Origin of the sequence: Nocardioides szechwanensis (assembly GCF_900103935.1) — a bacterium.
GTDB classification, from domain to species: Bacteria; Actinomycetota; Actinomycetes; order Propionibacteriales; family Nocardioidaceae; genus Nocardioides; species Nocardioides szechwanensis.
In genome coordinates, this window is the sequence record NZ_FNIC01000010.1 from 56261 (window position 1) to 80150 (window position 23890).

Consider the following 23890-nt stretch of genomic DNA (forward strand, 5'->3'; position numbering starts at 1 on the left):
GAGATGAAGACCCTCCTGATCGCCAACCGCGGCGAGATCGCCGTGCGCGTCATGCGCACCGCCCGCGCCATGGGCATCCGCACGGTCGCGCTGTTCACCGACCTCGACCACGCCGCGCCCCACGTGCAGGCCGCCGACGACGCGGTCCGGGTCGGCAGCTACCTCGACATCGACGCGGTGGTCGCCGCCGCCAAGACGGTCGGTGCCGACGCCGTCCACCCCGGCTACGGCTTCCTCTCCGAACGCGCCGCGTTCGCCACCGCGCTCGAGGCCGCCGGCATCAAGCTGGTCGGCCCGTCCGCCTCCGTCATGGAGCAGATGGGCCGCAAGGACGCCGCCCGCGAGATCGCGGTCGCCGCCGGCGTCCCGGTCGTGCCGACCGGCACCGACGCGGCGTACCCCGTGCTGGTCAAGGCCGCCGCCGGTGGCGGCGGCAAGGGCATGCGGATCGTGCGCAATGCCGAGGAGATGGACGAGGCGGTCGCGGCCGCCAAGCGCGAGGCGCTCTCGGCGTTCGGTGACGACACCATGCTCGTGGAGAAGTACGTCGAGCACGGTCGGCACATCGAGGTCCAGGTGCTCGCCGACGCCCACGGCAACGTGGTCCACCTGTTCGAGCGCGACTGCTCGACCCAGCGCCGCCACCAGAAGGTGCTCGAGGAGGCGCCGGCCCCGACGATCACGCCGGAGGTGCGCGCGCTCGTCACGTCGAGCGCGGTGGCCCTGGCCAGGCACGTCGGCTACGAGAACGCTGGCACCGTGGAGTTCCTGCTCGACAGCGACACGGGCGAGGCCTACTTCCTGGAGATGAACACCCGCCTCCAGGTCGAGCACCCCGTGACCGAGCTCGTCACCGGTGTCGACCTGGTCGAGCTCCAGCTCCGCGTCGCCGCGGGCGAGCCCCTGCCGGTCACGCAGGACGACCTCACCCTCACCGGCCACGCGATCGAGGCCCGGGTCTACGCCGAGGACTCCTTCGGCGGCTTCCTGCCGCAGGCCGGCACCGCGAGCATCGTCCGCTGGCCCACCGGCGAGGCGCGCACCTCGACCACCGTCCGCGTCGACCACGCCCTGGAGAGCGGCCAGGTCGTCAGTACGTCGTACGACCCGATGCTCGGCAAGGTGATCGCGCACGGGCCCGACCGCGAGTCCGCCCGGCTCGCGCTACTCGCGGCCCTCGACGACACCGCGGTGCTCGGCCTCACCACCAACACCGGCTTCCTGCGGGCGCTGGTGGCCAGCGACGAGTTCCGCGACGCCACCATCGACACCGCCTGGCTCGACCACGTCGACATCGGGGCCGAGGTCCCGGCGCCGGCACCCGAGGTGCCGCGGATGATGGCCGCCTGGGTCTCCGCGATGCTCTCCGCGTCCGACAGCGTCACCCACGGCGGCCATCCCTTCCAGGCCGACGGGTTCCGGCTCGGCGGCCCGCCCGCGCCGACGCTGGTCGACCTCGACCGGCTCGTGGTGGTCGACCGCTCCGCCGGCACCGTCGACGGGGTCCCGTTCGTGATGGTCAGCGCGGCCGACCACGTGCTCGACGCGGTCGTCGACGGCCACCGCGTGCGGGCGGTCGTCAACGTGCAGCCCGACGTCGTCGAGGTGTCGTTCCGCGGCCAGCGCCACGTCCTCACCCCGCCCGACCGCTTCGTCGACGCGGTCGACGCGGGCGACGGCATCCTGCTCGCCCCGATGCCCGGCACCGTCCTGGACGTCCGGGTGACGCAGGGACAGCAGGTGGCCGAGGGCGACGTGCTCGGCATGATGGAGGCCATGAAGATGGAGCTGACGCTCAAGGCGCCGTTCGCCGGGACCGTCACCGCCGTCGGCGCGACCACCGGCCAGCAGGTCGCCCTCGGCGCCCGGCTGTTCGTCGTCGAGCAGGAGGAGGCATGACCGGGCTCCCTGCGAAGGTCACGATCTACGAGGTCGGCCCGCGTGACGGGCTCCAGAACGAGAAGGGCCTGGTCCCGACCGATGCCAAGGCCGAGTTCGTACGCCGCCTCGTCGCCGCCGGGCTGCCGGTCGTCGAGGCCACCAGCTTCGTCCACCCCAAGTGGGTGCCGCAGCTCGCCGACGCCGCCGAGCTGATGACCATGCTCGGCGACGAGGGGCGCGACCTGCCGGTGCTCGTGCCCAACGAGCGCGGCCTCGACCGCGCGCTCGAGCTCGGGCTGCGCCACGTCGCGATCTTCGGCTCCGCCACCGAGACGTTCGCGCAGAAGAACCTCAACCGCAGCCTCGACGAGCAGTTCGCCATGTTCGAGCCGACGGTGCGCCGCGCCCGCGACGCCGGGCTCGACGTCCGCGCCTACGTGTCGATGTGCTTCGGCGACCCCTGGGAGGGCGCCGTGCCCGTGGACCAGGTGGTCGGCGTCGGCAAGCGGCTCTTCGACCTCGGCGCCAGCCAGCTCAGCCTCGGCGACACCATCGGCGTCGGCACCGCCAACCAGATCACCGGCCTGGTCGAGGCGTTCGTCGCGGCCGGGATGACCACCGACCAGCTGGCGCTGCACTTCCACGACACCTACGGCCAGGCCCTCGCCAACGCCTATGCCGGGCTCCAGGCCGGCATCACGACGTACGACGCCAGCGCCGGCGGGCTGGGCGGGTGCCCCTACGCCAAGAGCGCGACCGGCAACCTCGCGACCGAGGACCTCGTCTGGCTGCTCACCGGGCTCGGGATCGAGCACGGCGTCGACCTCGGGCGGCTCGTCGAGACCAGCGCGTGGATGGCCGGGGTGCTCGGCCGGCCGAGTCCGTCGGCGGTGGTGCGGGCGCTGAGCCCGGGTGCGGCAGAATCACCCACGTGAGTCCCAAGCGCCGCGTCTACCTGCACGTCGGCGCACCCAAGACCGGCACGACGTACCTCCAGGACCGGCTCACCCTCAACACGCGCTCGCTGGCCGAGCACGACGTGCACTTCCCGTCGCGCTCGCCGATGGTGAGCCCGGGGCTGTTCCACTTCCGGGCCGCGCTCGACCTGCTCGACCAGGACTGGGGCGGGCCGGTCGGCCACGCCAAGGGCAGCTGGGAGTCGCTGATGCGGCGCACCCGGCGCAAGAGCGGCACCGTCGTGATCAGCCACGAGATCCTGGCGCCCGCGACCGCCGACGCGATCGTGCGGGCCAAGCGCGACCTGGCCGACAGCGAGGTGCACATCGTCTACAGCGCGCGCGACCTCGCGCGGCAGATCCCGGCGGCGTGGCAGGAGAGCGTCAAGCAGGGGCGCAAGTGGAGCTACCGCCGCTTCCTGGGCCGCGTCGAGCACGGCCGGCCGTGGTTCTACCGCGCGTTCGACCTGCCGACGGTGCTCGGCGCCTGGGGCGCCGGGCTCGACCCCGCGCACGTCCACGTCGTCACCGTGCCGCCGAAGGGCGCCCCCGGCGACCTGCTGTGGCAGCGCTTCTGCACGGTCCTGGGCATCGACCCGGCGTGGGCGCCGCGCGACAGCGACCGGCTCAACCAGTCGCTCGGCGTCGCGGAGACGCAGGTGATCCGCAAGCTCAACCGGCGGATGGACCGAAGCACCCGCCGCGAGGCGACGTACGACGAGCTGATCCGCGAGATGCTCGCCCAGAACGAGCTGGTCGGCCGCGTGTCCCAGCCCGTGCGGATGCCGCCGCGGCTCCAGCCGTGGGCCGAGGCCGAGACCGCGCGCTGGGTGGACTGGGTCGAGCAGAGCGGCGTCGACGTCGTCGGCGACGTCACCGACCTCCGCCCGCTGCCGCCGGCCGAGGGGGAGAGCTATGTCGACCCCGACAAGGTCTCGACCAAGCAGCAGCTGCGGGTGGCGATGGACGCGCTGTCCGCGATGACCCGCGAGGCCGCGCGGCGCCCCGACCCCGACCAGCAGCTGCTGAACAAGGTGCGCACCCACGCGAAGCGGATGCGCGAGTAGTGGTCGACCGGTGATGACCGTCGACGGCGAGCGGCGCGCGTGGGGCTGGGTCGCCCACCTGCGCGAGGGCGGCACCACGCCGTGGCACGAGTGGACCGGCGCGGGCGTCCAGGGCGGCGCCCACCTGCCCGGCGCCCAGCAGCTGGAGCTGCTGCGCCGGCTGCACCTGGCCGGACGGGCGACTCCCGAGCTGGTCGAGCGGGTCCTGGGCGCCAGCGCCCCCGGCCGCGGCACCGCCGACCTCGAGCTGGTCGGCGCCGCCGAGGAGTCGCGGTTCGGACCGCGACCGGTCGACCCCGCCGACCTGCCCGAGGACGAGCTCACCCGGGTCGCGACCACCCTGATCGCCGAGGACCTGGTCGCGGCCGGCACCCCCGAGCCCCGGCCGGCCCGCTACGTGCGCCCCTGGCGCACCCGCTACCGCCTGGTCGGCGACCCGTGGCTGGCCGACCCCGTGCGTGAGGCGCTCATCGGCCGCGGCCGGCCCCCGGGTGGGCGCGGGTCCGTCGTACTCGTCCTGGGCCGCGACCTGTCCACCATGCTCGCCGACGCCTGGACGTCGCGCGCGTTCGACGACGGCTGCCCGCCGTGGCGGGAGTGGCTCGACCCGTTCACCGCCGGCACCCGGGTGCCGCCGCGCGTCGACCTCGAGCGGGCCGCCGCCACCTGGGCCCGCCGGGTCGGGCCCGGCCAGGTCCGGGTCGTCCTCGACCCCGCCGCGCTGCCCCGTCTCGTGGGGGTACGACGGTCGCTGCCGGCCCCGCCCCTGCTCGCGGGCGACGCCGTCGACCTGGCGCGCCGCGTGGCCGGCGTCCTCGGCCTGCTGGTGCTGCCCGACCGCCGCGCCGAGCTGCTGCGCGGCACCCTGCTGCCGCGGCTCGTCGGCGTTCCCGGTGCCCCGCTCGCGGTGCCCGACGAGCACTCCGCCTGGGTCACCGACCGGGCCGCCCGCATGCGCGACCGGCTGCTGCGCGCTGGCTACCCTGTCCATGGCGACCCGGATGCCCTGCTGCCCCGCCCTGTCGCGCCGGCAGCGGCATCCACCGGGCCGTCCGACGCCGGGGTGCTCGCCCTGGCGGTCCGGTTGCTGCTCGGCTCTAGCCGTGGGGAGGAGGCGCGATGACCCTGCCAATGACCGGGGCCCCGACCAGGCGGGTCCTGCTGCACGTCGGCACCCCCAAGACCGGCACGTCGTACCTCCAGGACGTGCTGTTCCGCAACCGGCGCACCCTTCACGCGGCCGGCATCCTCTACCCCGCCGACCGCTTCGACGCCCACTTCCTTGCGGCGCTCGACCTGATGCGGCTGCCCTGGGGCGGCCTCGAGACCGAGGCGATCGGCGCGTGGGACCGGCTCGCCGAGCAGGTCCGCGCCCACCGCGGCACGTCGGTGATCAGCCACGAGATCCTCGCGGCCGCGTCGCGCTCGCAGGTGGGGCGCGCGCTGGAGTCGCTGGGCCACGGCGACGGCACCGAGGTCCACGTGGTGTTGTCGGTGCGCGACCTGGTCCGCCAGATCCCGGCGGAGTGGCAGGAGAACGTCAAGCACCGCAGCTCGATCAGCTACGCGAAGTTCCTGCGGCAGGTCCAGAACCCCGCGCGGGAGAGCCGGATCTCGAGCTGGTTCTGGAGCGTGCAGGAGATCCCCGACATCCTCAACCGCTGGGGCCACGACCTGCCGCCCGAGCGGATCCACCTGGTGACGGTGCCGCCGCCGGGTGGCGCGCGCGAGCTGCTCTGGAAGCGCTTCAGCCAGGCCTTCGGGCTCGACGGCCTCGACCTCGACCTCGAGGCCGAGCGGGTCAACCCGTCGCTCGGCGTGCCCGAGACCGCGCTCATCCGCCGGATCAACCGGGCCGCCAACCGGCAGCTGCCGCCGGCCGACTACCGCCCGTTGGTGCGTGAGCTCCTCGCCCACCAGACGCTCTCGCAGCGCACCGGCTCCCCGCGCCTGCGGCTCCCGCCCGACGTACACCCCTGGGTCCGTGACCTCGAGGACGCCTGGGTGACCGAGATCCGCGACCGCGGCTACGACGTCGTGGGCGACCTCGACGACCTGCTCGGCGGCCCGCCGCCCGAGGCCGACTGGGCCGACCCCGACCGGCCGTCCGAGGCCCAGGTGGCCGGCGCCGCGGTCGACGCGATCAAGGCGCTGCTGCTCGAGAACGGCCGGCTCCAGCAGGAGGCGGCGCGCGTCAGCGGCGAGCTCGCGCAGGCCCACCGGGACCTGGAGCGCTCCTACCTGCGCCCGACCTACCGGCTGCGCGCCAAGCTCGTACGCCGTCTCCAGGCCTCGCGCGTCGGCCGCGGCGCGCTCAAGGCCTATCGAGCAGCGCGGGGCAGGAACTCGCGGTCGGCGTAGCGGCCGATCTTCCAGGTGAGGTAGCCGTCGGCGCCCATGCCGACCAGCCCGCCGACGACGGGCACCCGTCGGCCGACGGTGATCGCCAGCCGCTTGCCGGCGACCTTGGTGATCAGGTCGGAGGCGACCTCGGTGGAGATGATCGCGTCGAGGCTGGCGTCGTGGAGCGGTGCCGTGGCCAGCGCCATCGGCGGCGCGGGGAGCTTGCGCTTCTTGACCATCTTCGCGACGGAGTCCTCGCCGAGGACGGTCACCAGGATCGCGTTGCGCACCCGGGGGTCGTCGAGGTCGTAGCCGCGCAGGTGCACGATGCCGGCGATCATCCGGGTCTGGATGAGCGCGAGGCCGGTGATGTTGGTGGGGATGGTGACCGCGGCGGTCACCAGGCCGCCGATGTTGGTCACGAAGCCCTGGGCGCCGGCGTAGCGCACGTGGTTCTCGATCACCTCGTGGACGGCCTTGTCGACGTTGCCGTGCTGCTCGGCCAGCTGCTTGTCGGCCGCGCTGGCGGCGGGAGGCAGCGGCCCGACGCCCTTGATGGCGCGGTGGAGCGCCTCGCGCACGAACGACGCGGTCAGGCCCGGCGCGATCCCTGCGAGCCGAGGCGCGAGCTGCTTACCGACGCTTCCCGTGACACCCATGGGTCGATCTTAGGAGGGCGCCACCAACGGCTACGGTCGTGACCGTGCCGATCGAGCCGCCACCGACCCGCTGGGTGTTCGGCGACCCCGCCCGGTTCGACCCCACCGATGACCTGGTCGGGATCGGCGCGGACTTCGAGCCGGGCACCCTGCTGGCCGCCTACCGCCACGGCGTCTTCCCGATGCCGGGCGACGGGGCCGGCGACCCGCCGTACTGGTTCTGCCCGGTCGAGCGCGGGGTGCTGCCCCTCGACCGGCTGGTCGTCTCGCGGTCGCTGCGGCGCGCCATGCGCGGCTTCGAGATCCGCGTCGACACCGCCGTGGCCGAGGTGATCGACGCGTGCGCCGACCCCACGCGACCGTCCGGCTGGATCAACCGCGAGATCCGCGACGCCTACCTCCGGCTCCACGAGCTGGGCTGGGTGCACTCCGTGGAGGCCTGGCGCGACGGGCAGCTGGAGGGTGGCCTGTACGGCGTCTCGCTGGGCGGCCTGTTCGCCGGGGAGTCGATGTTCCACCGCGCCCGCGACGCCTCCAAGGTGGCCCTCGTCGGGCTGGTCGACCTGCTGAGTGACGACCGCGCGGGGGAGCGGCTGGTCGACACGCAGTGGGTCACGCCGCACCTGAGCACCCTCGGCGTCACCACGATCTCGCGCAGCGACTACCTGCGCCGGCTGCCCAACCTGCTGGGGGTCCCCGAGGCTCCCGGCCTCGCGCGGGGCCCGTCGACGTGAATGAATGGGGGTCCCCTCACTCCAGGAGACCTCCCATGAAGCTCGCCCTGCTCACCGCCTCGCTCGTGCTGCTCGGCGGGACCATGACCGCCTGTGGTGACGACGGAGAGGTCTCCGACGACACGGTCTCGACCTCGGAGTTCTGCGACGCCATCACCAAGGTCCAGGAGGCCTACGCCGAGGTCAACCCGGAGGAGCCGACCGAGGACCAGGTCCGCGGGGTCAAGGACGCCGTCGAGGAGCTCGCCGACCAGGGCCTGCCCGAGGACGTCTCGGACGAGGCGCGCGACGGCCTCGAGCTGATCGCCGCCGAGATCGCCGACGTGCCCGACGACGCGTCGGCCGAGGACCTGGAGAAGGCCGGTGAGGGCTTCTCCGAGGAGGACGACGCCAAGTCCGAGGCCTTCGACCAGTACGTCGAGGACACCTGCGCCGACTCCGGGTCCACGCCCGAGGCGCCCAGCACCGACTCGACCGAGTAGTCCGCGAGACGCCGGACATCGACGCGCGTCGAGAGGCGTGCACGGGTCACGGCTGGGTAGATACTGCGTCCATCCACCTTCACTGAGGAGACCACCGAATGAAGCTGCCCCTGCTCGCTGCCAGCCTGGTCCTCGTCGCCGGCACCGCGACCGCCTGCGGAGGCGCTCCGACGGACGCCTCCACCAAGGACTTCTGCGCCGCCATCACCAAGATCGGCGAGACCTCGGTCGGCGCTGACGGTGAGTCCCCGACGGAAGACCAGATCAAGGCCGTCAAGGAGGCCTTCGCCGACTTCGAGGAGGTCGGCACCCCTGAGGACATCTCCGACGAGGCCCGCGAGGGCTTCGAGCTCATCATCGAGTCGATCGCCGACATCGACGACGACGCGACCGCCGAGGAGCTGGACAAGGCGGGCGAAGACTTCAGCGGTGACGACGAGAAGAAGGTCGACGCCTTCAGCGAGTACGTCGGTGAGACCTGCACCGACCTCGGCTCCGCGCCCGAGTAGTCCAGCGGTAGCGGAGGCCGCCGGCGCCGCAGGTGGCGCCGGCGAGCCCTCTGCGAGTCAGACGACCTGTGGTGTCTGCCCGGTCTCGCTGACCATCGGCCGCCCGGCGGCCGCCCAGTCGAGCATCCCGCCGTCGAGGTTGACCACGTCGAAGCCCTGCTGGGCGAGGTAGCCCACGGCCTGCCCGGACCGGCCGCCCACCTTGCAGACGACCAGCGTCTGGTCGCGGGGCAGGTCGGCGAGCCGCTGCGGCAGGTCCATCAGCGGCACGTGGACCGCGCCCGCGATGTGGCCGTGGGCCCACTCGACCGGCTCGCGCACGTCGAGCACGGCCAGCCCTTCGGGCAGGGGGTCGGGGACGCCGTCGATGGAGACGGTGGGGATGCCGGTCACTTCAACAACCTACTCATGCGGCGGTCGGCCAGCGGCTTGCCGCCGGTCTGGCAGGTCGGGCAGTACTGAAGGCTGGAGTCGGCGAACGACACCTCGCGCACGATGTCGCCGCACACCGGGCAGGCCTTGCCGGTCTGGCCGTGGACGGCCAGGTTGGACTTCTTCTCGCTCTTGAGCTCGCTGGCCGCCAGGCCGCGGGAGCGGTCGACGGCGTCGCCCAGCACCCCGCGGATCGCCGCGTAGAGCGTCTCGAGCTCCGCGTCGTCGAGGCTGTTGGCCGGCTTGAACGGCGACATCTTCGCCGCGTGGAGCAGCTCGTCGGAGTAGGCGTTGCCGATGCCCGCGATGGTGCCCTGGTGGCGGAGCACGCCCTTGAGCTGCTTGCGCCCCTCGCTCTCGAGGATGGCGCGCAGCACGTCGATGGTGAACTCGTCGGCGAGCGGGTCCGGCCCGAGCCGGGCGATGCCGGGTACGTCGGGGGGCGAGCGCACGACGTACATGGCCAGCGACTTCTTGGTGCCGGCCTCGGTGACGTCGAGCCCGGTGTCGTCGTCGAGCACGACCCGGACCGCGAGTGGCGACTTGTTGCTGGGCTTGGGCGGCAGCGCCGGGACCTCGTCGCGCCAGCGGATCCAGCCCGCGCGGGCGAGGTGGAACACCAGGTGCAGACCCGAGGCCTCGATGTCGAGGAACTTGCCGTGTCGCGTGACGTCGTCGACCAGCGTGCCCTCGAGCGCGCTGAGCGGCGGGTCGTAGGTCTTGAGGGCGCTGAACGCCGCGACGTGGATCCTGGTGATGGCGCGCCCGTCGAGCCGACCCCTGAGGTCCAGGGCCAACGCTTCCACCTCGGGCAGCTCGGGCACCCGGTGATTCTAGGACCCGAGCGGGCGAGGTTCCGGACCCTTTCCCGTCGTTCCGGCGAGTTGCAATCCCCCGGAACGACGGCGATCTCACCATCTGCTGAGATTCGCCGCGCCGCCGACGTTGTCGCGAACCGATGACAGACCCACCAGCCGCAGAGCATGATGGGGCATGCCCGCCGCCCGCCCGCTCCCCGAGACGGGGTCGATCTTCCTCGACGCCCGGGGTCGTGACCGCGCGCTGCGGGTCTCCTGGCACCAGGACGCCGGCATGGTCGTGCTGTCCCTGTGGCGCGACAACATCTGCACCGGCTCCTTCCGGCTGGCCGTCGACGAGGTGCCCCAGCTGATCGGCACCCTGCGCGACGCCCTCGACCAGGCCTACTCCGAGACCCGGCCGCTCTACGCCAACGGCGCCTGAACCCCCTGTACGACGCCGAGTCGGCGCTCGTGCACTGCATTCACGCCGACTCGGCGCATTCCGGGCGTGCACAGGCGCCGACTCGCGGTGGATACAGGGGTCTACGGTTTTCGCTAGACGGGTCGATACGGTCCTGTCATGGACCCGATCCGCAACCCCTACGCGCCCGGGGCCGGGCAGCGTCCGCCCGAGCTGGCCGGGCGTGACCGCGAGCTCGACCAGTTCGACATCACTCTCGAGCGGGTCGCGGCGGGCCGACCCGAGCGCAGCATGGTCCTGTCGGGGCTGCGCGGGGTCGGCAAGACCGTGCTCCTCAACGCCCTGCGCGGTCAGGCGGTCAAGCGGGCGTGGGGGACCGGCAAGATCGAGGCCCGCCCCGACCAGAGCATCCGGATCCCCGTGGCCCAGGCCGTGCACGCCGCCGTTCGCGAGGTCGCCCACCGCCACCGCGACCCCGACCGGGTCGACGAGGTGGCCGGCGTACTCAAGGCGTTCGCGCTGCGTACGACGCTGCCCGACCGCAAGGGCATGAAGTGGACCCCGCCCGTCGACGCCGTGGCCGCCAAGGGCCGCGCCGACTCCGGCGACCTGGAGCTCGACCTGGTGGAGTTGTTCACCGACGTCGCCTCCCTCGCCGGTGACCTGGGCGTCGGGCTCGGTCTGTTCGTCGACGAGATGCAGGACATCGCGACCGAGGAGCTCGCCGCCATCTGCGGCGCCTGCCACGAGATCAGCCAACAGGGCGCGCCCCTGGTGGTGGTCGGCGCCGGCCTGCCGCACCTCCCGGTGGCGCTGGCGGCCTCCAAGTCGTACGCCGAGCGGCTGTTCCGCTACGTCTCGGTCGACCGGCTGCCGCGCGAGATGGCCGACCGGGCCTGGCGGGTCCCCGCCGGCACCGAGGGCGTCACCTTCGAGGACGCCGCGCTCGACGAGCTCTACCGGCTGACCGACGGCTACCCCTACTTCGTCCAGGCCTACGGCAAGGTCACCTGGGACGCCGCCGTCGGCTCGCCGATCACCGCCGCCGACGTACTCGAGGCCGCGCCCGAGGCCGAGTCGGAGCTGGCGATCGGCTTCTTCGGCGCCCGCTACGACCGCGCCACCCCCGCCGAGCGCGACTACATGACCGCCATGGCCGACCTCGGCGACGGCTTCGTCGCCACCGCCGACGTCGCCCGCCACCTCGCTCGCAAGCCGCAGTCGCTCTCACCCGCCCGCGACGGCCTGATCAAGAAGGGGCTCGTCTACTCCGCCGAGCGCGGCAGCGTGGCCTTCACCGTCCCCCACTTCGGGAAGTTCCTGCGATCCCGGTAGTCACGCACCGAACCACCGGGTCAGCGCATCGACGAGACCCGCGTCCGTCCCGTCGCCCACCCACGCCACGTGCCCGTCCGGCCGGACCAGCACCGCCGCGGGTGCCTCGACAGTGCCGACCACCGGCAGCGACGGCGTCGTACGACCCGCCGGGCCTGGTGTTCTTCGACCTCGACGGGGTCCGGCTGCTGCTCGACAAGGGCGCCCCCGGCGCGCTGCTCTACCTCCACGTCGCCGACATCGACGCCACCGTCGCCCGGCTGCGCGCCAACGGAGCACCCGTCGAGGCCGAGCCGCACGTCATCTTCGGCCACGACGACGACACCCTCGGCCCAGGTGGCACCGATGAGTGGCAGGCGTTCGTCCGCGACACCGAGGGCAACCTCGTCGGCCTCGTCGAGCAGCGCCAGAGGGCCTGACACGCAAGACTGTCCGCATGAGGCCGCAGGTCGTCGCTCACCGGGGCGCGAGCCACGAGAACGCCGAGCACACCCTCGGCGCCTATCTCGCCGCGCTCGACGCCGGGGCCGAGGCCCTCGAGTGCGACGTGCGGCTGACGGCCGACGGGCACCTGGTCTGCGTGCACGACCGCAGCCTCCGACGTACGGCGAGCCGGCGCGGCGTCGTCTCCACGCTCGACCTCGCCGACCTGTCGGAGCTCGACTTCGCGTCGTGGAAGAACCCCTGGTCCGAGCTCGACGACGAGGCCCCCGACCGCGACGACGAGCTCGACCGCGTCCTCACCCTGCGCAAGCTTCTGGAGACGGTGGCCGACTACGAGCGACCGGTCGAGGTGGCGATCGAGACCAAGCACCCGACGAGGTACGGCGGTCTCGTGGAGAAGCGGCTCGTCGAGATGCTGCGTGACTTCGGCTGGGACCAGCCGGGGTCGCCGGTGCGGGTGATGAGCTTCTCGTTCACGGCGCTCCAGCGCGTCGAGAAGATGGCGCCGGGCGTGCGGCTGGTCCAGCTCGTCGAGCACACGGCGAGCTGGGCGATGCTGCGCCGGGTCATCGGCGAGGACTGGGTCGTGGGACCCGGCATCGACGAGCTGCGCGAGCACCCGCGCTTCGCGCAGCGCATCGCGCGCAGCGGGCACGACATCCACGTCTGGACCGTCAACACGCCCGCCGACCTCGAGCTGTGCCGCAGCCTGGGCGTCAAGGCGGTCATCACCGACCGCCCGGCCTTCCTGCTGGAGTTGTTGGAAAGATAGGTTCGCCCCCATGGCCAAGCGCAACCGCAGCATCCGACGTGAGAACACCACCGCCACCGAGGTCGCCCCTCGCCAGCCCTGCCCCTGTGGCTCGGGCAAACGCTACAAGGCGTGCCACGGCGCCCCCGGCGGCGGCAACGACGTCTACGTCGCCCGCCCCTTCGAGGGCCTGCCGTCGGAGTGCGACATCGTCGCGATGCGCGAGCTGGTGCCGGCCGCCACCGCGCCGCTGACCGTGAAGACGGCCGGCGACCGGCTGGTCCAGCTGTGCACCCTGCTCCCCATGGCCGCGCCCGCGATGTCGCGCGAGAGCGGCCAGGTGTGGCTCGGCCTCCAGGTCCAGCACAACTTCGGCGACCCGTCGCGCGACCTCGCCGCGGTCCTCGCCAAGGCGCTCGAGTCGGAGCCGGGCATCGTCGGGCTCACCGAGTCACCGGGGCAGGGTCCGCGGCTCCAGGACCTGGTCTCCGGTACGTCGCTCGACGTCACCGTCCACGACGGGTTCGACTTCTGGCTGGCCGACGTCGACGACACCAGCGGCACCGAGGCGGCCCTGGAGCAGGCCAACCAGGCCTCCACGCCCACCGCCCGGCTGACGTCGGTCGACGCGGCGTACTGGACCGACGTCGGCACCAAGGAGCACCTGCGCTGGGTGATGCCTGAGCCCGAGGACCAGCTGCTCGACGCGCTCGCCCGGCTGCACTCGGCCGGCCAGGACGTCATCGCCCCGGGCGCCCGCCTGGTCGGCATGTTCCGCGCCCACGGCCTGCTCGCCCCCGTCTGGGACCTGCCGCTGGGCACCGGCGCCGAGGCGCTCGAGGAGCCGGCCGCGGCGTTCGCCAAGGACCTCGCGGAGGCCCTCGCCGACACCTCCGACCTCACCACCGAGCAGCGGGCCGCACGCTCCGGCCTCGCCAACCGTCAGGTCACGATCCGCTAGGGCCGCTGACGGTGCCGTTCGGTCGCAGCGCCCACGCGTTGAGCCGCGGGTAGCCCTTCACCGACATCCGGCGCATCCGCCGGAACGTGTACGGCGCTCCGCTGTCGGTGCCCGCCTCACTGTCGGGGCTGTCATCGCTCTCGTCGTGCACGCGTCCGCTCAGCGCCTCGTAGGCGCCGCGGTCGACGACCACGGTGCCCGGCCGGGCGACGGACGTCAGCCGCGCCGCCACGTTGACCGTGGGCCCGAACACGTCGCCGAGCCGGCTGACCACGTCGCCGTACGCGATGCCGGCGCGCACGGAGGGGAAGGCGTCATCGTCATCGCGGCCGCGGGTGGTCATCATCAGGGCGATCTCGACCGCGGAGAAGACGTCGTCGGCGACCAGCAGCACCTCGTCGCCGATGTTCTTGATGATCCGGCCGCCGTGGTCGACGACCAGGCCCAGGGTCTCGCTCTCGAAGTACTCCAGCCACTCGACGAGGTCGGACTCCGACATGGTCTTGCTCCGCGAGGTGTAGCCGACGATGTCGACGAACACCACCGCCAGCCGCGAGACCGGTGAGCCCGGCGCCTCCACGGCGAGCAGCCGGCTGCCGGCGCCGACCAGGTGCCGACGCCACACGTAGGACTGCAGCGCGTCGACGCGCGGCAGCACCTCGTCGGTGAGCTGCGCCAGGGTCTCGGCGGCGCCGGCCCCGCTCTCCAGGGCCAGGTCGGCCAGCAGCGTGGTCTGCCACTCCGCGAGCCGCGCATAGCTGCGGCCCCAGGTGCGCACGAGCGCCGCCTGCCGCTCCGGTCCCAGAATGCCCAGGTCGATGAGCGCGCGCGTGTCACGCAGCGCCTCCACGTCGAGCGGCGTGAACGCCACGTCGTCGTCGCTCTGCGTCGGAAACCCCAGCAGCCGCCACAGCTCGGAGGCCACCTCGAGCGGTACGCCGGCCTGCTCGGCGACCTGGACCCGGGTCAACGTCGGGGCCTCGCCGAGCAGGTAGGTCTCGACGACCTCCAGCGCACCGGCCAGGTCGGCCACGACCGGCCGGTCGTGGCCGTCGGGACCGTCGGGCCCGCTCACCCCAGGCGCGACTTGGCCACCTCTTCGAGCGCGGCCTTGAACGACGGCATCTCCTCGCACAGCTCGCGGACCGTGTCGTCGGTGAAGTGGATGACCTCGAGCGGCGTGAGCGCCACGATCGAGGCGTTGCGGAGCTTGTGGTCGACGATCGCCTGCTCGCCCATGATGTCGCCGGGGCCGAGCTGGGCGATCTCCTCGCCGTGGCGGCGTACGGAGACGGTGCCGTCGAGCAGGATGTAGGCCTTGTCGGCAGGGGTGCGCTCCCAGATCGGCGACCAGCCGGCCGGCAGGGTGACGTGCCGGCCTCGCGCGCTGATCCGCGCGACCTCCTGCGGACTGAACGAGTCAAAGAACGAAGTCATGCGCGACCTTTCGCAGTGGGGCCCTCCCCGCGGGCGATCCTCCCCGACCCGCTCGGCAGTGTCCAGCGGGTCGGGGGTCAGACGGCGGTGCCGTGCGTCACGGGCCCAGGTCACGGGCCCTCAGTCACGGGGCGTCGGTACAGATCACCCACACCTGCGGCCGGATGCCGGCTGCCACGCCACCGGCCAGGTTGGTGACCGTGATCCGCCAGCCGGTGAAGCCCGCGCCGGCGGCGGGGGGCTCGACGTTGGTGGAGCTGACGGCCGGCCGGGAGGACGTCACCGAGGTCTCCTCGGAGTTGCCGTCGTCGCCGCGGCCGCCTCCGCCGATGGCCTGCTGTCCGGCCGGGCAGAAGGCGTCGTAGGACGCCTTGGCGCCGTCGGCGAGGTCAGCGAGGGCGACGGTGGTCTGCACGGTGGCCGCGGGGTTGAGCAGGCCCGGCTGGAGGTCGGCCGCGCGCAGCGTCCCGTCCTTGACGTCGGGTGAGCGGACGGCGTTGGTCTTGATGTCGGTGGCGGTCACCCCGCTGGGCTTGATCTGTTGGGTGCCCACGCTGTTGCGGGGGAGCGTCATGGCATAGCTGGTGCCGGCAGTGGCGAGCAGCAGGGCGAGTACGGCGGTGACGTTGGCGAACGAGAGGTGGCGACGAAGCATGGTCGACTCCTACCGAGAGAGCCCGGCAACGCGCTGGGGGGTGGCGGTGCTCGCGGGCCTTTCGAGTCTTCGAGTTTTGCCACCGCCGTCCGACCGTGTCAACGATCGGCCGGACCCGGCCCAGGTGGTTCAGACCAGTGGGTCGCGCGAGATCGGGCAGCTCATGCAGCGCGGGCCGCCGCGGCCGGAGCCGAGCTCGGAGCCGGCGATCCGGACCACCTCGATGCCGGCGTCCTCGAGCCGGGCGTTGGTCTCGTCGTTGCGCTCGTAGGCGACCGCCACCCGCGGCGCCAGCGCCAGGGTGTTGTTGCCGTCGTCCCACTGCTCCCGCTCGGCGGTGACGGGGTCGAGGCCGGTGTCGATCTGGTGCAGCGTGTCGATGCCCATGGCCCGGGCGGCTGCGACGAGGAACGGCTCCGCGTCGGCCACGTGCAGGATCAGGGTGCCGTCGTCGGTGCGCCCGTCGTGCGTCACGGCGTACGCCGTCAGGTTGTGCGCGACGTTGGGGTACATCACCACCTTGTCGACGTCGACCATCGTGCAGACCGTGTCGAGGTGCATCGTGGCGCGCTCCTGCGCGATCGGGACCGCGAGCACGGTGTCGGCCAGCGACGCCTCGAAGACCTGGCGGGCAAGCCGCTCGACCCCGGCCGGGGTGGTGCGCTCGCCGACGCCGACCGCGATGACGCGCGGCGCCAGCAGCAGTACGTCGCCGCCCTCGACGTGCTCGAAGTGGTGGCCGTGGATGCGCGGCGAGTCGGCGAAGCGCGGGTGCAGGCTGTAGATCAGCTCGGTCAGCTGGGACTCGCGCTTGCGTGCGGGCATCGCCAGCGACGTGATCGCGATCCGGTCGTGGACCCACACCGACGAGTCGCGGGTGAAGAGCAGGTTGGGCAGCGGGTCGACCAGGAAGTCGTCGTGGGCCAGCAGCGAGGTGACCAGGCCGAACCCGCCGCGGACCTCGTCGTTGCGGATGCCGGCGGTGAGGTAGCCGGTGAGCTCGGCCGGCGGGGCGGCGTGCAGGAAACCGTCGAGGTAGCCGCGCATCGTGTCGCCGAGGTCGAGGTCGGCCAGCGCGGTAGCGATCGCGATGTCGCGGGCCTCGGGCGTCTCGAGGGTCTCGGTCAGCAGGTCGGTGAGGTAGAGCACCTCGACGTCGCGGGCCCGCAGGGCCTCGGCGAACGCGTCGTGCTCCTCCTGGGCCCGGGCGACCCACGGGATGCCGTCGAAGAGCAGCTTGTCGTTGTTGCGCGGGGTGAGGCGCTTGAGCTCGAGTCCGGGCCGGTGCAGCATCACGGTCCGCAGCCGGCCGACCTCGCTGTCGGCGCCGTGGGTCGCAGTCATGGGGCCACCCTAGAGCCCATTCTCAGGAGACGAGCTCCCAGAGCGTGAGTCCGGCGAGCGCCAGGCACACGGTCGCGCCCAGGTAGTGCAGCACGTGGATCGAGATCACCCGCAGCAGGCTCCGGCCCACGATCACGGCCAGCCCGCTGACGCAGAGCAGGGCGCCGAGGGCTCCGACGTACACGCTGAACGGCGCTTCGTACTTGGCCACCAGCGACAGCGTCAGCAGCTGGCTGAGGTCGCCCCACTCGGCCGCGAACAGCACCAGGAAGGAGGCGAGCACGGCCCTGAAGCCGTGCACGGGCTTGGCCTTCTCGGCGAACTCCTCGCCGCTGTCCTCCTGGTGGCTGCGGCCCTCGCGGACCAGGATCGCCGCGCCGGCGAGGAACAGCACCACGGCCGCGCTCTTGACCACGTCGGGCGGGAGCAGCGAGGCGGCCTGCCCCAGCGCGACGGCGACGCCGGTCTGGACGGCGAACGCGAGACCGACGCCGATCCAGACCAGGATCGGGCGGTACTTCGTGGCCAGCACGAGCGTCGCCAGGAACGTCTTGTCCGGCAGCTCGACCAGGAAGATCGCCCCGAAGGTCAGGGCGGCCGCGGCGAGGTCCATGCGCCCATTCTCGGCCCCCGGCCGGAGTGTCAGGTCATCGGGTGGTGGCCAGGCGGGCGAGGCGGGACAGGTACGCCGCGATGCCGGCCGTGCCCTGCATCCAGCCGACGCCGGGAGGGAGGAGCGGCTCCTCCGCCTGGTGCGCGACGAAGCGCCACCGGGCGCCGTGGTCGTCCACGACGGCACGCTCGACCAGGGCGTCGCCGAGGCGGCGTGCGAAGGCCAGGTCGCGCTCGTCGCCCCCGGACTCCCACGCGTCCAGGAAGACGTCGCCGACCCCGGCGGTGCCGCAGCAGCGTCCGTCGTTGTCCCAGAACCCGGGGCGCATCCGGTCGGGCACCCCCGACGAGACCACGCTCGCGAGGAAGCGCCGCCGCCAGTGCGACGGTGCCTCGCCGGCGACCTGATCCACCCCGGCGTGCTGGAGGGCCGCGAAGAGCTGCGAGGTGCCGGCCGCGCCGTGGCACCAGCCGAACGACCAGGGCTCCTCGCCGGGGAGCGGGTCCGGTGCGTAGCGCGGCACCACCAGCCCCTCACCACTCTGCTGCGCGAGGGCCAGCAGGTGCGCGGCGCCGGACGCGCCCGCGTCGACGAGGTCGCTGCGGTCCAGCTCGGCGCCGGCGAGGGCCAGGGCCGCGGCGATCCCGGCCGTCCCGTGCGACCAGTTGGGCATCTCGGTCGCCGGCGTCGTCCGGAACCGCTCGGGCACGAACCGCCAGCGCAGCCCGCCGTCGGCCGGCTCCGCCTCCGCCAGGAGTACGTCGGCAGCGTGCGCGGCAACGTGCGGGGCACCCGGGACGCGGTGGCGGATGCCCGCGACCGCGGCCAGCAGGACCCCCGCCGTGCCGAGCGTCGCGTCGTTGATGCGGGCGCCGGGCAGGAACCTGGGCGGCTCCGTGACCGCCTGCGGCCAGCCGTCGGCGGTGGCCAGCTCCGCGAGCCGCGCCAGCGCCGGCTCGGCCCCGTCGGCCCCGTCGGCCCCGTCGGTCCCGAGCGCGAGGAAGACGCCGACGTCGCCGGCGAGCCCGTCGAACCAGGTCGCGTCGGTCGTGGTGGCCAGCCTCGCGCGCAGCCGCTCGCCGATGCCCGCGGCCAGCTCGCTCTCCTCGGCGGTCCACGGTCGCGCGAGCCGGATCTCGGCCAGCGCGTGGGCGAGGCCGCCCACACCGCTGTGCAGACTGTCCCGGTCGGCCGGCGGGCCGGTGTCGTCCCGCCACGGCACGGACGTGGGCACCCACGGGCCGTCGTCCCAGCGCACCTGGCCGAGGACCCAGCGCCAGGCGGCGTCGGCGACCCCGGCGTACGGCTCGGCCCCGGTCACGGGGGTCAGGCGAGGGCCAGCGCGCGGCGGAGGCCGGGACCGACGGCCCCCCGCGACCGGCGCGACTGGCGCCACAGCGACTTGAGCTGCGCCGGCACGTTGCGCCGGTTGGTCTCGGCGAGCCAGTCGTTGGGCAGCGACAGACGGAAGACTCGGTGCCAGGCACTGGCGACCTGCTGGGGGAGCGGCCGCGCGTTGTAGCTGAGCCCGTAGCGCTCGAAGAGCTGGCGCACCCGGGGCGCGATCTCGGAGTAGCGGTTGCTCGGCAGGTCGGGGAACAGGTGGTGCTCGATCTGGTGCGAGAGGTTGCCCGACATCAGGTGCATCAGCGGCGGGCCGGAGATGTTGGCCGAGCCGAGCATCTGGCGGAGGTACCACTCGCCGCGGGTCTCGTTCTGGGGCAGCTCACCCTGCTCGAAGGTCTCGACGCCCTCGGGGAAGTGGCCGCACATGATGATCGAGTGGCTCCACACGTTGCGCACGAAGTTGGCGGTCGCGTTGGCGGTGAGGGTGGCGAACCAGCCGCCCGGCCCGGCCAGCATCGGGTGCAGGACGTAGTCCTTGGTGATCCCCTTCGACGCCTTGGCCGCGGCCTCGCGGATCCTCGAGCGCAGCTCGGGCGTGATCCCCTTGCCCTCGCGCAGGTGCTCGCCGAACTCGATGTCGTACATCGCGATGCCGTACTCGAAGATGCAGGCGTTGAAGAAGTTCCACAGCGGCTGCACGAGGTAGCGGGGCTGCCACTCCTGGTCCTCGTCGACGCGCATGATGCCGTAGCCGAGGTCGTTGTCCTGGCCGAGGATGTTCGTGTAGGTGTGGTGGGTCTCGTTGTGCGCCCGCTTCCACTGCGCCGGCGGCGACGCGTGGTCCCAGTCCCAGGTCGACGAGTGGATCGTCGGGTCGCGCATCCAGTCCCACTGGCCATGCAGGACGTTGTGGCCGATCTCCATGTTGTCAAGGATCTTGGCCAGGCTCAGGGCGGCCGTGCCGGCCACCCACGCGGGCGGGAAGCGCCCGGCGAGCAGGATCACGCGGCTGGCGAGCTCGAGGCGTCGCTGCACGGCGATCACGCGTCGGATGTACGCCGCGTCGCGGGCACCGCGGGTGTCGAGGACGTCCTGCCGGATCAGGTCGAGCTCGCGCCCGATCTGCTCGACGTCGTCGGCCGTGAGGTGCTGCACCTGGCTGTGGGTCTGGCGCTGTAGCGCTGTCATCTGGGGTCCTTGCGCGTGGGGGTCGCGTGGTTCCGGTACCCAGTGTGGCGGCTGGGCAACGCCGACGTCACCTCGGCTCGCTCAGGAGCGGAACGCGTCGGCAGGGTAGACACCGAGAATCTTGACGTCGGTGGTGAAGAACTGGAGCTCCTCGAGCGCATGGGCCAGGCCGACGTCGTCGGGGTGGCCGTCGACCTCGGCGAGGAACTGGGTGGCCGAGAAGTGCCCGCCCACCATGTAGCTCTCGAGCTTGGTCATGTTGACGCCGTTGGTCGCGAACCCCCCGAGCGCCTTGTAGAGCGCGGCCGGCAGGTTGCGGACGTTGAAGATGAAGCTGGTGACCACCGGGCCGTTGCCCGCGGCTGCCTCCACGAGCTCGCGGGAGAGCACCACGAAGCGGGTGGTGTTGTGGTCCTCGTCCTCGATGTCCTCGGCGAGGATCTCCAGGCCGTAGATCTCGGCGGCCAGCGGCGGCGAGATCGCGGCCTGGGTCGGGTCGGCGGCCTCGGCGACCTCGCGCGCGGCGCCCGCGGTGTCGCCCGAGATGACGGGCACCAGGCCGTGCTCGCGGATCACCTTGCGGCACTGCCCGAGGGCGTGCACGTGGCTGTGCACGGTCTTGACCTGGTCGAGGGTCGCGCCCGGAACGCCCAGCAGGTGGAAGCGGATGCGCAGGAAGTGCTCGGCGATGATGTGCAGCCCCGAGTCGGGCAGGAAGTGGTGGATGTCGGCCACCCGCCCGGCGATGGAGTTGTCGATCGGGATCATCGCCAGGTCGGCCTCGCCTGCCTCGACCGCGGCGAAGACGTCCTCGAAGGAGGCGCACGGCAGCGTGTCCCAGTCGGGGTAGTGCTGACGGCACACCTGGTGGGAGTTGGCGCCGGGCTCGCCCTGGTAGGCGATGCGTCGAGGGGATGTCACCCCCGCAGTTTAGGGTCGGGCGCGTGGTCTACCTCGCGCTGCTCAGCCTCGTGGTCGCGCTGGCCGCGTTGGCCGTCTCCGTCACGCTGCTGCGCCGGCTCGGCGCGGCCCGCCGGGCGGTCGACGCCGAGGCGCTCCCCGAGGACGTCCACGGCCTGCGCCAGGAGGTGGCGGCGCTGCGCGCCGAGGCCCGCGGCTCGCTGCGCCACGTCGCGGTCGTGAGGTACGACGCGTTCGCCGACATGGGTGGTCACCTGTCCTGGTCGCTGGCGCTGCTGGACGACGGCGGCAACGGCGTCGTACTCACCTCGATCCACGGGCGTTCCGACGCCCGCAGCTACGCCAAGAACGTCGCCGCGTGGTCCGCCGAGCAGCCGCTCTCGCCCGAGGAGGACGAGGCGATCGCGCACGCCCGCCCACGCTGACCCGTCACAAACTTTGCGACGGGTCAGCGGGTGAGCTCGGCGGCCATGGCGGCGATGACCGCCTCGAGGCCCCGGATCGGGCGGACCATCACGGTGAACGACGTGAGACGTCCGTCCGGTCCCCAGCGCAGCATGTCGACGCCGTGCACCGTCTTGACGTCGAGCTCGGCCTCGAACTCCAGCACCGCGCTCGACTCCGACCACCACTCCTCGACGTAGCGCAGCGTCGGGCCGAGTACGACGATCGCCGCAGCGAGGTAGGCCGTCGTCAGCGCCTTGCCCTCCTGGGGCTTGTGCACCGCCGGCGAGCGGAACACGACGTCGTCGGCGAGCAGGGCGTCCAACCCGGCGGGGTCGCGGGACTCCGCGATCCGGTGCCACGCGGCCAGGGGCTCGGGGTGTGCGCTCATGGCACCCAGTTAACCGTTGACCCGCCCGAAACTTTCGGGCGGGTCAACCTCATTCAGGGGTCACGAACCGGGATGTACGAGCGCAGCGAGTACTCCCACTGGAAGGACGAAGTCCTTCCACGGTCAGCGGGGGACGCGCACCAGCAGACGGCCGTGGATGCACTCCATGTGGAGCTCCTTGCCGGGGCCGATGGAGTCGCCGTCGAGCTGGCGGGGGGTGCTGGTGTGGGCGCGCAGCGAGATCGTGTGGCCGGTCATCCGGTTGATCGTGTCGTCGGTGCGGGCGCCCTTGGACAGGACCCGGAAGACCAGCGGGATCCAGGAGAAGAAGTTGCGCGGGTGCAGGATCACGACGTCGAGCACGCCGTCGTCGATGGTGGCGTCGGGCAGCAGCGGCATGCCGGCCTGGAGGAAGCCGACGTTGCCGACGACCACCGTGCGGGCGCGGTGGCGGGTGTACTCGCCGCCGTCGACGGAGATGTCGACGCGCACCGCCGGGAACATCAGGGACTTCATCCCGGCCACGAAGTAGGCCAGCCAGCCGACGCGCTTCTTGAGGTCCTCATTGACGCCCTCCATGATCGCGGCGTCGAAGCCCATGCCGGCCATGACCATGAAGTGGCTGTCCTCGAACCCGTCGCCGGACACCGCCACCATGTCGATCGCCCGGTCCTGGCCGGTGAGCGCGATGTCGATGGCGGCGCGGATGTAGAGCGGGATGTCGAGGTTGCGGGCCAGCAGGTTGCCGGTGCCGGCGGGCACGATCCCGACCGGGATGCCGGTGCCGGCGAGCTCGGCGCACACCTCGCGCACGGTGCCGTCGCCGCCGCACACGATCACCAGGCCGGCGCCCTCGACGGAGGCCTGCTCGGCCTGGCCGGTGCCGGAGTCCTCGACGGTCGTCAGGTGCCAGCTCGGCTTCGACCAGCCGGCCTCGCTGGCCATCGCGTTGACGATCGACTGGAACTGGCCGACGTCCTCGACCTTGCTCGGGTTGAGTACGACGGACAGCTTGCGGCCCGACGGCATCGACTCCGCGAGCGGCTCGATCCGCGCCGCGTGGCTGCGGGGCAGCGGGCTGTAGAGCGCCAGCCCGAGCAGCACGAACCCCGCGCCCAGCAGCGTCCCCGCGACCACGTCGGTGGGGAAGTGACGCCCGAGCAGGACCCGGTCGGCGGACACCACGAGCACGACGAGCAGCACCACGACGTAGGCCAGGCGGCGCACGCTCGACCGTCGTACGAGCATCAGCACCAGCACGATGACGACGCCGCCCAGTGCCGCGACCGACGACGCGTGGCCCGAGGGGAACGCGTTGTTGGACAGCAGCCACTCGGACTCCTGCCACTCCGGACGGTCCCGGGCCACCGCGAGCTTGATCAGCGTGGTCGCCAGTGCGGTCGTGGCCGTCACGCCCACGGTGTAGAACGCCGCCCGGCGGTGCCCCTTGACCAGCATCGCGATCGTGAGGACCGCGGCGTACGCCGTCATGGCGGGCGTGGAGAAGGCCAGCTCGATGCCGCGCAGCACCCGCCTCAGGCCGTTGTCGTCGACCGCCCACGTGCGCGCGGCGTTGCCGCGGTCGTCGAAGTCCGCCAGCGGCCCCCAGCCCTGCAGCACCGCGAGCGCCAGCAGCGCGACGCCGCCGAGACAGAGGGCACTCCAGGCGAGGACGGAGACGCGGGAACGGTCGAGCACGGCGCCAAGTATGGGCGACCCGATCACACCGGCCCTAACTGGGATGATCGGCGTCGAGCCACCCGGATAGCCTGAGG

The 23890-nt window shown here is 72.6% G+C and carries 28 protein-coding genes; 14 read left to right on the forward strand and 14 right to left on the reverse strand.

All coding sequences use genetic code 11. From position 1 onward, the window contains the following. Positions 1-3: 3 nt before the first annotated feature. The 5 genes from BLR90_RS18940 to BLR90_RS18960 are packed head-to-tail and all read left to right on the forward strand — an operon-like array spanning position 4 to position 6265. A complete protein-coding gene (locus BLR90_RS18940; RefSeq protein WP_091026800.1) occupies positions 4-1899 on the forward strand; it encodes an acetyl/propionyl/methylcrotonyl-CoA carboxylase subunit alpha in 1896 nt (631 codons plus the stop codon). After that, entirely contained in the window at positions 1896-2816 is a 921-nt protein-coding gene (locus BLR90_RS18945) for a hydroxymethylglutaryl-CoA lyase (RefSeq protein WP_091026801.1), read from the forward strand. The genes BLR90_RS18940 and BLR90_RS18945 overlap by 4 nt, the downstream gene beginning before the upstream one ends. Further along, complete coding sequence (locus tag BLR90_RS18950; RefSeq protein ID WP_091026802.1) at positions 2813-3904, forward strand: hypothetical protein; 1092 nt, start codon at positions 2813-2815, stop codon at positions 3902-3904. Before BLR90_RS18945 ends, BLR90_RS18950 begins: the two co-directional genes overlap by 4 nt. A gap of 10 nt (positions 3905-3914) precedes the next feature. Beyond that, positions 3915-5027 (forward strand): hypothetical protein, encoded by a 1113-nt coding sequence (locus BLR90_RS18955; RefSeq protein WP_143016270.1) that lies wholly within the window; start codon positions 3915-3917, stop codon positions 5025-5027. Next, entirely contained in the window at positions 5024-6265 is a 1242-nt protein-coding gene (locus BLR90_RS18960; RefSeq protein WP_245715405.1) for a hypothetical protein, read from the forward strand. Before BLR90_RS18955 ends, BLR90_RS18960 begins: the two co-directional genes overlap by 4 nt. Here BLR90_RS18960 and BLR90_RS18965 read toward each other — a convergent pair. Then, positions 6226-6906, reverse strand: a complete 681-nt coding sequence (locus BLR90_RS18965; RefSeq protein WP_091026805.1) for an EcsC family protein — start codon at positions 6904-6906, stop codon at positions 6226-6228. The genes BLR90_RS18960 and BLR90_RS18965 overlap by 40 nt on opposite strands. A gap of 44 nt (positions 6907-6950) precedes the next feature. Between BLR90_RS18965 and aat the strand changes: the two genes are divergently transcribed. From aat to BLR90_RS18980, 3 genes are all read left to right on the forward strand, one after another. Continuing rightward, positions 6951-7640 (forward strand): leucyl/phenylalanyl-tRNA--protein transferase, encoded by a 690-nt coding sequence (gene aat / locus BLR90_RS18970; RefSeq protein WP_307725104.1) that lies wholly within the window; start codon positions 6951-6953, stop codon positions 7638-7640. Positions 7641-7675: 35 nt separating this feature from the next. After that, complete coding sequence (locus BLR90_RS18975; RefSeq protein ID WP_091026806.1) at positions 7676-8122, forward strand: hypothetical protein; 447 nt, start codon at positions 7676-7678, stop codon at positions 8120-8122. Positions 8123-8220: 98 nt separating this feature from the next. After that, entirely contained in the window at positions 8221-8631 is a 411-nt protein-coding gene (locus BLR90_RS18980; protein WP_091026807.1) for a hypothetical protein, read from the forward strand. Positions 8632-8688: 57 nt separating this feature from the next. Here BLR90_RS18980 and BLR90_RS18985 read toward each other — a convergent pair whose 3' ends face one another. Then, the gene (locus BLR90_RS18985) at positions 8689-9024 is read right to left on the reverse strand and encodes a rhodanese-like domain-containing protein (protein ID WP_091026808.1); all 336 of its coding nucleotides are present in this window, start codon (positions 9022-9024) and stop codon (positions 8689-8691) included. Then, positions 9021-9887 (reverse strand): Fpg/Nei family DNA glycosylase, encoded by an 867-nt coding sequence (locus BLR90_RS18990; protein ID WP_091026809.1) that lies wholly within the window; start codon positions 9885-9887, stop codon positions 9021-9023. The genes BLR90_RS18985 and BLR90_RS18990 overlap by 4 nt, the downstream gene beginning before the upstream one ends. A gap of 169 nt (positions 9888-10056) precedes the next feature. Between BLR90_RS18990 and BLR90_RS18995 the strand changes: the two genes are divergently transcribed. Next, complete coding sequence (locus BLR90_RS18995) at positions 10057-10305, forward strand: hypothetical protein (protein ID WP_091026810.1); 249 nt, start codon at positions 10057-10059, stop codon at positions 10303-10305. Positions 10306-10443: 138 nt separating this feature from the next. Further along, positions 10444-11619, forward strand: a complete 1176-nt coding sequence (locus BLR90_RS19000; protein ID WP_091026811.1) for an ATP-binding protein — start codon at positions 10444-10446, stop codon at positions 11617-11619. On the opposite strand, the gene BLR90_RS21730 is transcribed toward BLR90_RS19000, so the two are convergent. Then, positions 11620-11742, reverse strand: coding sequence for an aromatic-ring hydroxylase C-terminal domain-containing protein (locus tag BLR90_RS21730; protein ID WP_425433649.1), 123 nt, complete (start codon positions 11740-11742; stop codon positions 11620-11622). Here BLR90_RS21730 and BLR90_RS19005 point away from each other — a divergent pair. Genes BLR90_RS19005 through BLR90_RS19015 form a run of 3 tightly spaced genes read left to right on the forward strand, consistent with a single transcriptional unit; the run spans position 11721 to position 13775 of the window. Continuing rightward, a complete protein-coding gene (locus BLR90_RS19005; RefSeq protein ID WP_218029460.1) occupies positions 11721-12038 on the forward strand; it encodes a VOC family protein in 318 nt (105 codons plus the stop codon). The two genes, BLR90_RS21730 and BLR90_RS19005, sit on opposite strands and share 22 nt — an antisense overlap. Positions 12039-12055: 17 nt before the next feature. Beyond that, the gene (locus tag BLR90_RS19010) at positions 12056-12835 is read left to right on the forward strand and encodes a glycerophosphodiester phosphodiesterase family protein (RefSeq protein ID WP_091026812.1); all 780 of its coding nucleotides are present in this window, start codon (positions 12056-12058) and stop codon (positions 12833-12835) included. Between the two features lie 10 nt (positions 12836-12845). After that, entirely contained in the window at positions 12846-13775 is a 930-nt protein-coding gene (locus BLR90_RS19015; protein ID WP_091026813.1) for a DUF5926 family protein, read from the forward strand. Here the strand turns inward: BLR90_RS19015 and BLR90_RS19020 are convergent. From BLR90_RS19020 to BLR90_RS19055, 8 genes are all read right to left on the reverse strand, one after another. Then, the gene (locus BLR90_RS19020; RefSeq protein WP_245715406.1) at positions 13762-14850 is read right to left on the reverse strand and encodes an adenylate/guanylate cyclase domain-containing protein; all 1089 of its coding nucleotides are present in this window, start codon (positions 14848-14850) and stop codon (positions 13762-13764) included. The genes BLR90_RS19015 and BLR90_RS19020 overlap by 14 nt on opposite strands. Continuing rightward, positions 14847-15212 carry a Crp/Fnr family transcriptional regulator gene (locus BLR90_RS19025; protein WP_091026814.1) on the reverse strand — a complete coding sequence of 122 codons (366 nt, stop codon included), beginning with the start codon at positions 15210-15212 and terminating at the stop codon, positions 14847-14849. The genes BLR90_RS19020 and BLR90_RS19025 overlap by 4 nt, the downstream gene beginning before the upstream one ends. Before the next feature lie 124 nt (positions 15213-15336). After that, positions 15337-15867, reverse strand: coding sequence for a hypothetical protein (locus BLR90_RS19030; protein ID WP_091026815.1), 531 nt, complete (start codon positions 15865-15867; stop codon positions 15337-15339). Between the two features lie 129 nt (positions 15868-15996). Continuing rightward, positions 15997-17211: an arginine deiminase gene (locus BLR90_RS19035; RefSeq protein WP_091026816.1), complete on the reverse strand. Its 1215-nt coding sequence runs from the start codon at positions 17209-17211 to the stop codon at positions 15997-15999. A gap of 22 nt (positions 17212-17233) precedes the next feature. Next, positions 17234-17824 carry a TMEM165/GDT1 family protein gene (locus BLR90_RS19040; protein WP_091026817.1) on the reverse strand — a complete coding sequence of 197 codons (591 nt, stop codon included), beginning with the start codon at positions 17822-17824 and terminating at the stop codon, positions 17234-17236. Positions 17825-17858: 34 nt separating this feature from the next. Further along, positions 17859-19145: a lanthionine synthetase LanC family protein gene (locus tag BLR90_RS19045; protein WP_170254380.1), complete on the reverse strand. Its 1287-nt coding sequence runs from the start codon at positions 19143-19145 to the stop codon at positions 17859-17861. A gap of 5 nt (positions 19146-19150) precedes the next feature. Beyond that, complete coding sequence (locus tag BLR90_RS19050) at positions 19151-20359, reverse strand: fatty acid desaturase family protein (protein WP_091026819.1); 1209 nt, start codon at positions 20357-20359, stop codon at positions 19151-19153. An 81-nt stretch (positions 20360-20440) separates the two neighbouring features. Further along, positions 20441-21280 carry a prephenate dehydratase gene (locus BLR90_RS19055; RefSeq protein ID WP_091026820.1) on the reverse strand — a complete coding sequence of 280 codons (840 nt, stop codon included), beginning with the start codon at positions 21278-21280 and terminating at the stop codon, positions 20441-20443. A 23-nt stretch (positions 21281-21303) separates the two neighbouring features. Here BLR90_RS19055 and BLR90_RS19060 point away from each other — a divergent pair, with 23 nt between their 5' ends. Beyond that, positions 21304-21705 carry a DUF4446 family protein gene (locus BLR90_RS19060; protein ID WP_245715407.1) on the forward strand — a complete coding sequence of 134 codons (402 nt, stop codon included), beginning with the start codon at positions 21304-21306 and terminating at the stop codon, positions 21703-21705. 23 nt (positions 21706-21728) lie between these two features. On the opposite strand, the gene BLR90_RS19065 is transcribed toward BLR90_RS19060, so the two are convergent. Beyond that, a complete protein-coding gene (locus BLR90_RS19065) occupies positions 21729-22115 on the reverse strand; it encodes a nuclear transport factor 2 family protein (RefSeq protein WP_091026822.1) in 387 nt (128 codons plus the stop codon). A gap of 123 nt (positions 22116-22238) precedes the next feature. After that, positions 22239-23813 (reverse strand): bifunctional phosphatase PAP2/diacylglycerol kinase family protein, encoded by a 1575-nt coding sequence (locus BLR90_RS19070; RefSeq protein WP_245715408.1) that lies wholly within the window; start codon positions 23811-23813, stop codon positions 22239-22241. Positions 23814-23890 lie beyond the last annotated feature (77 nt).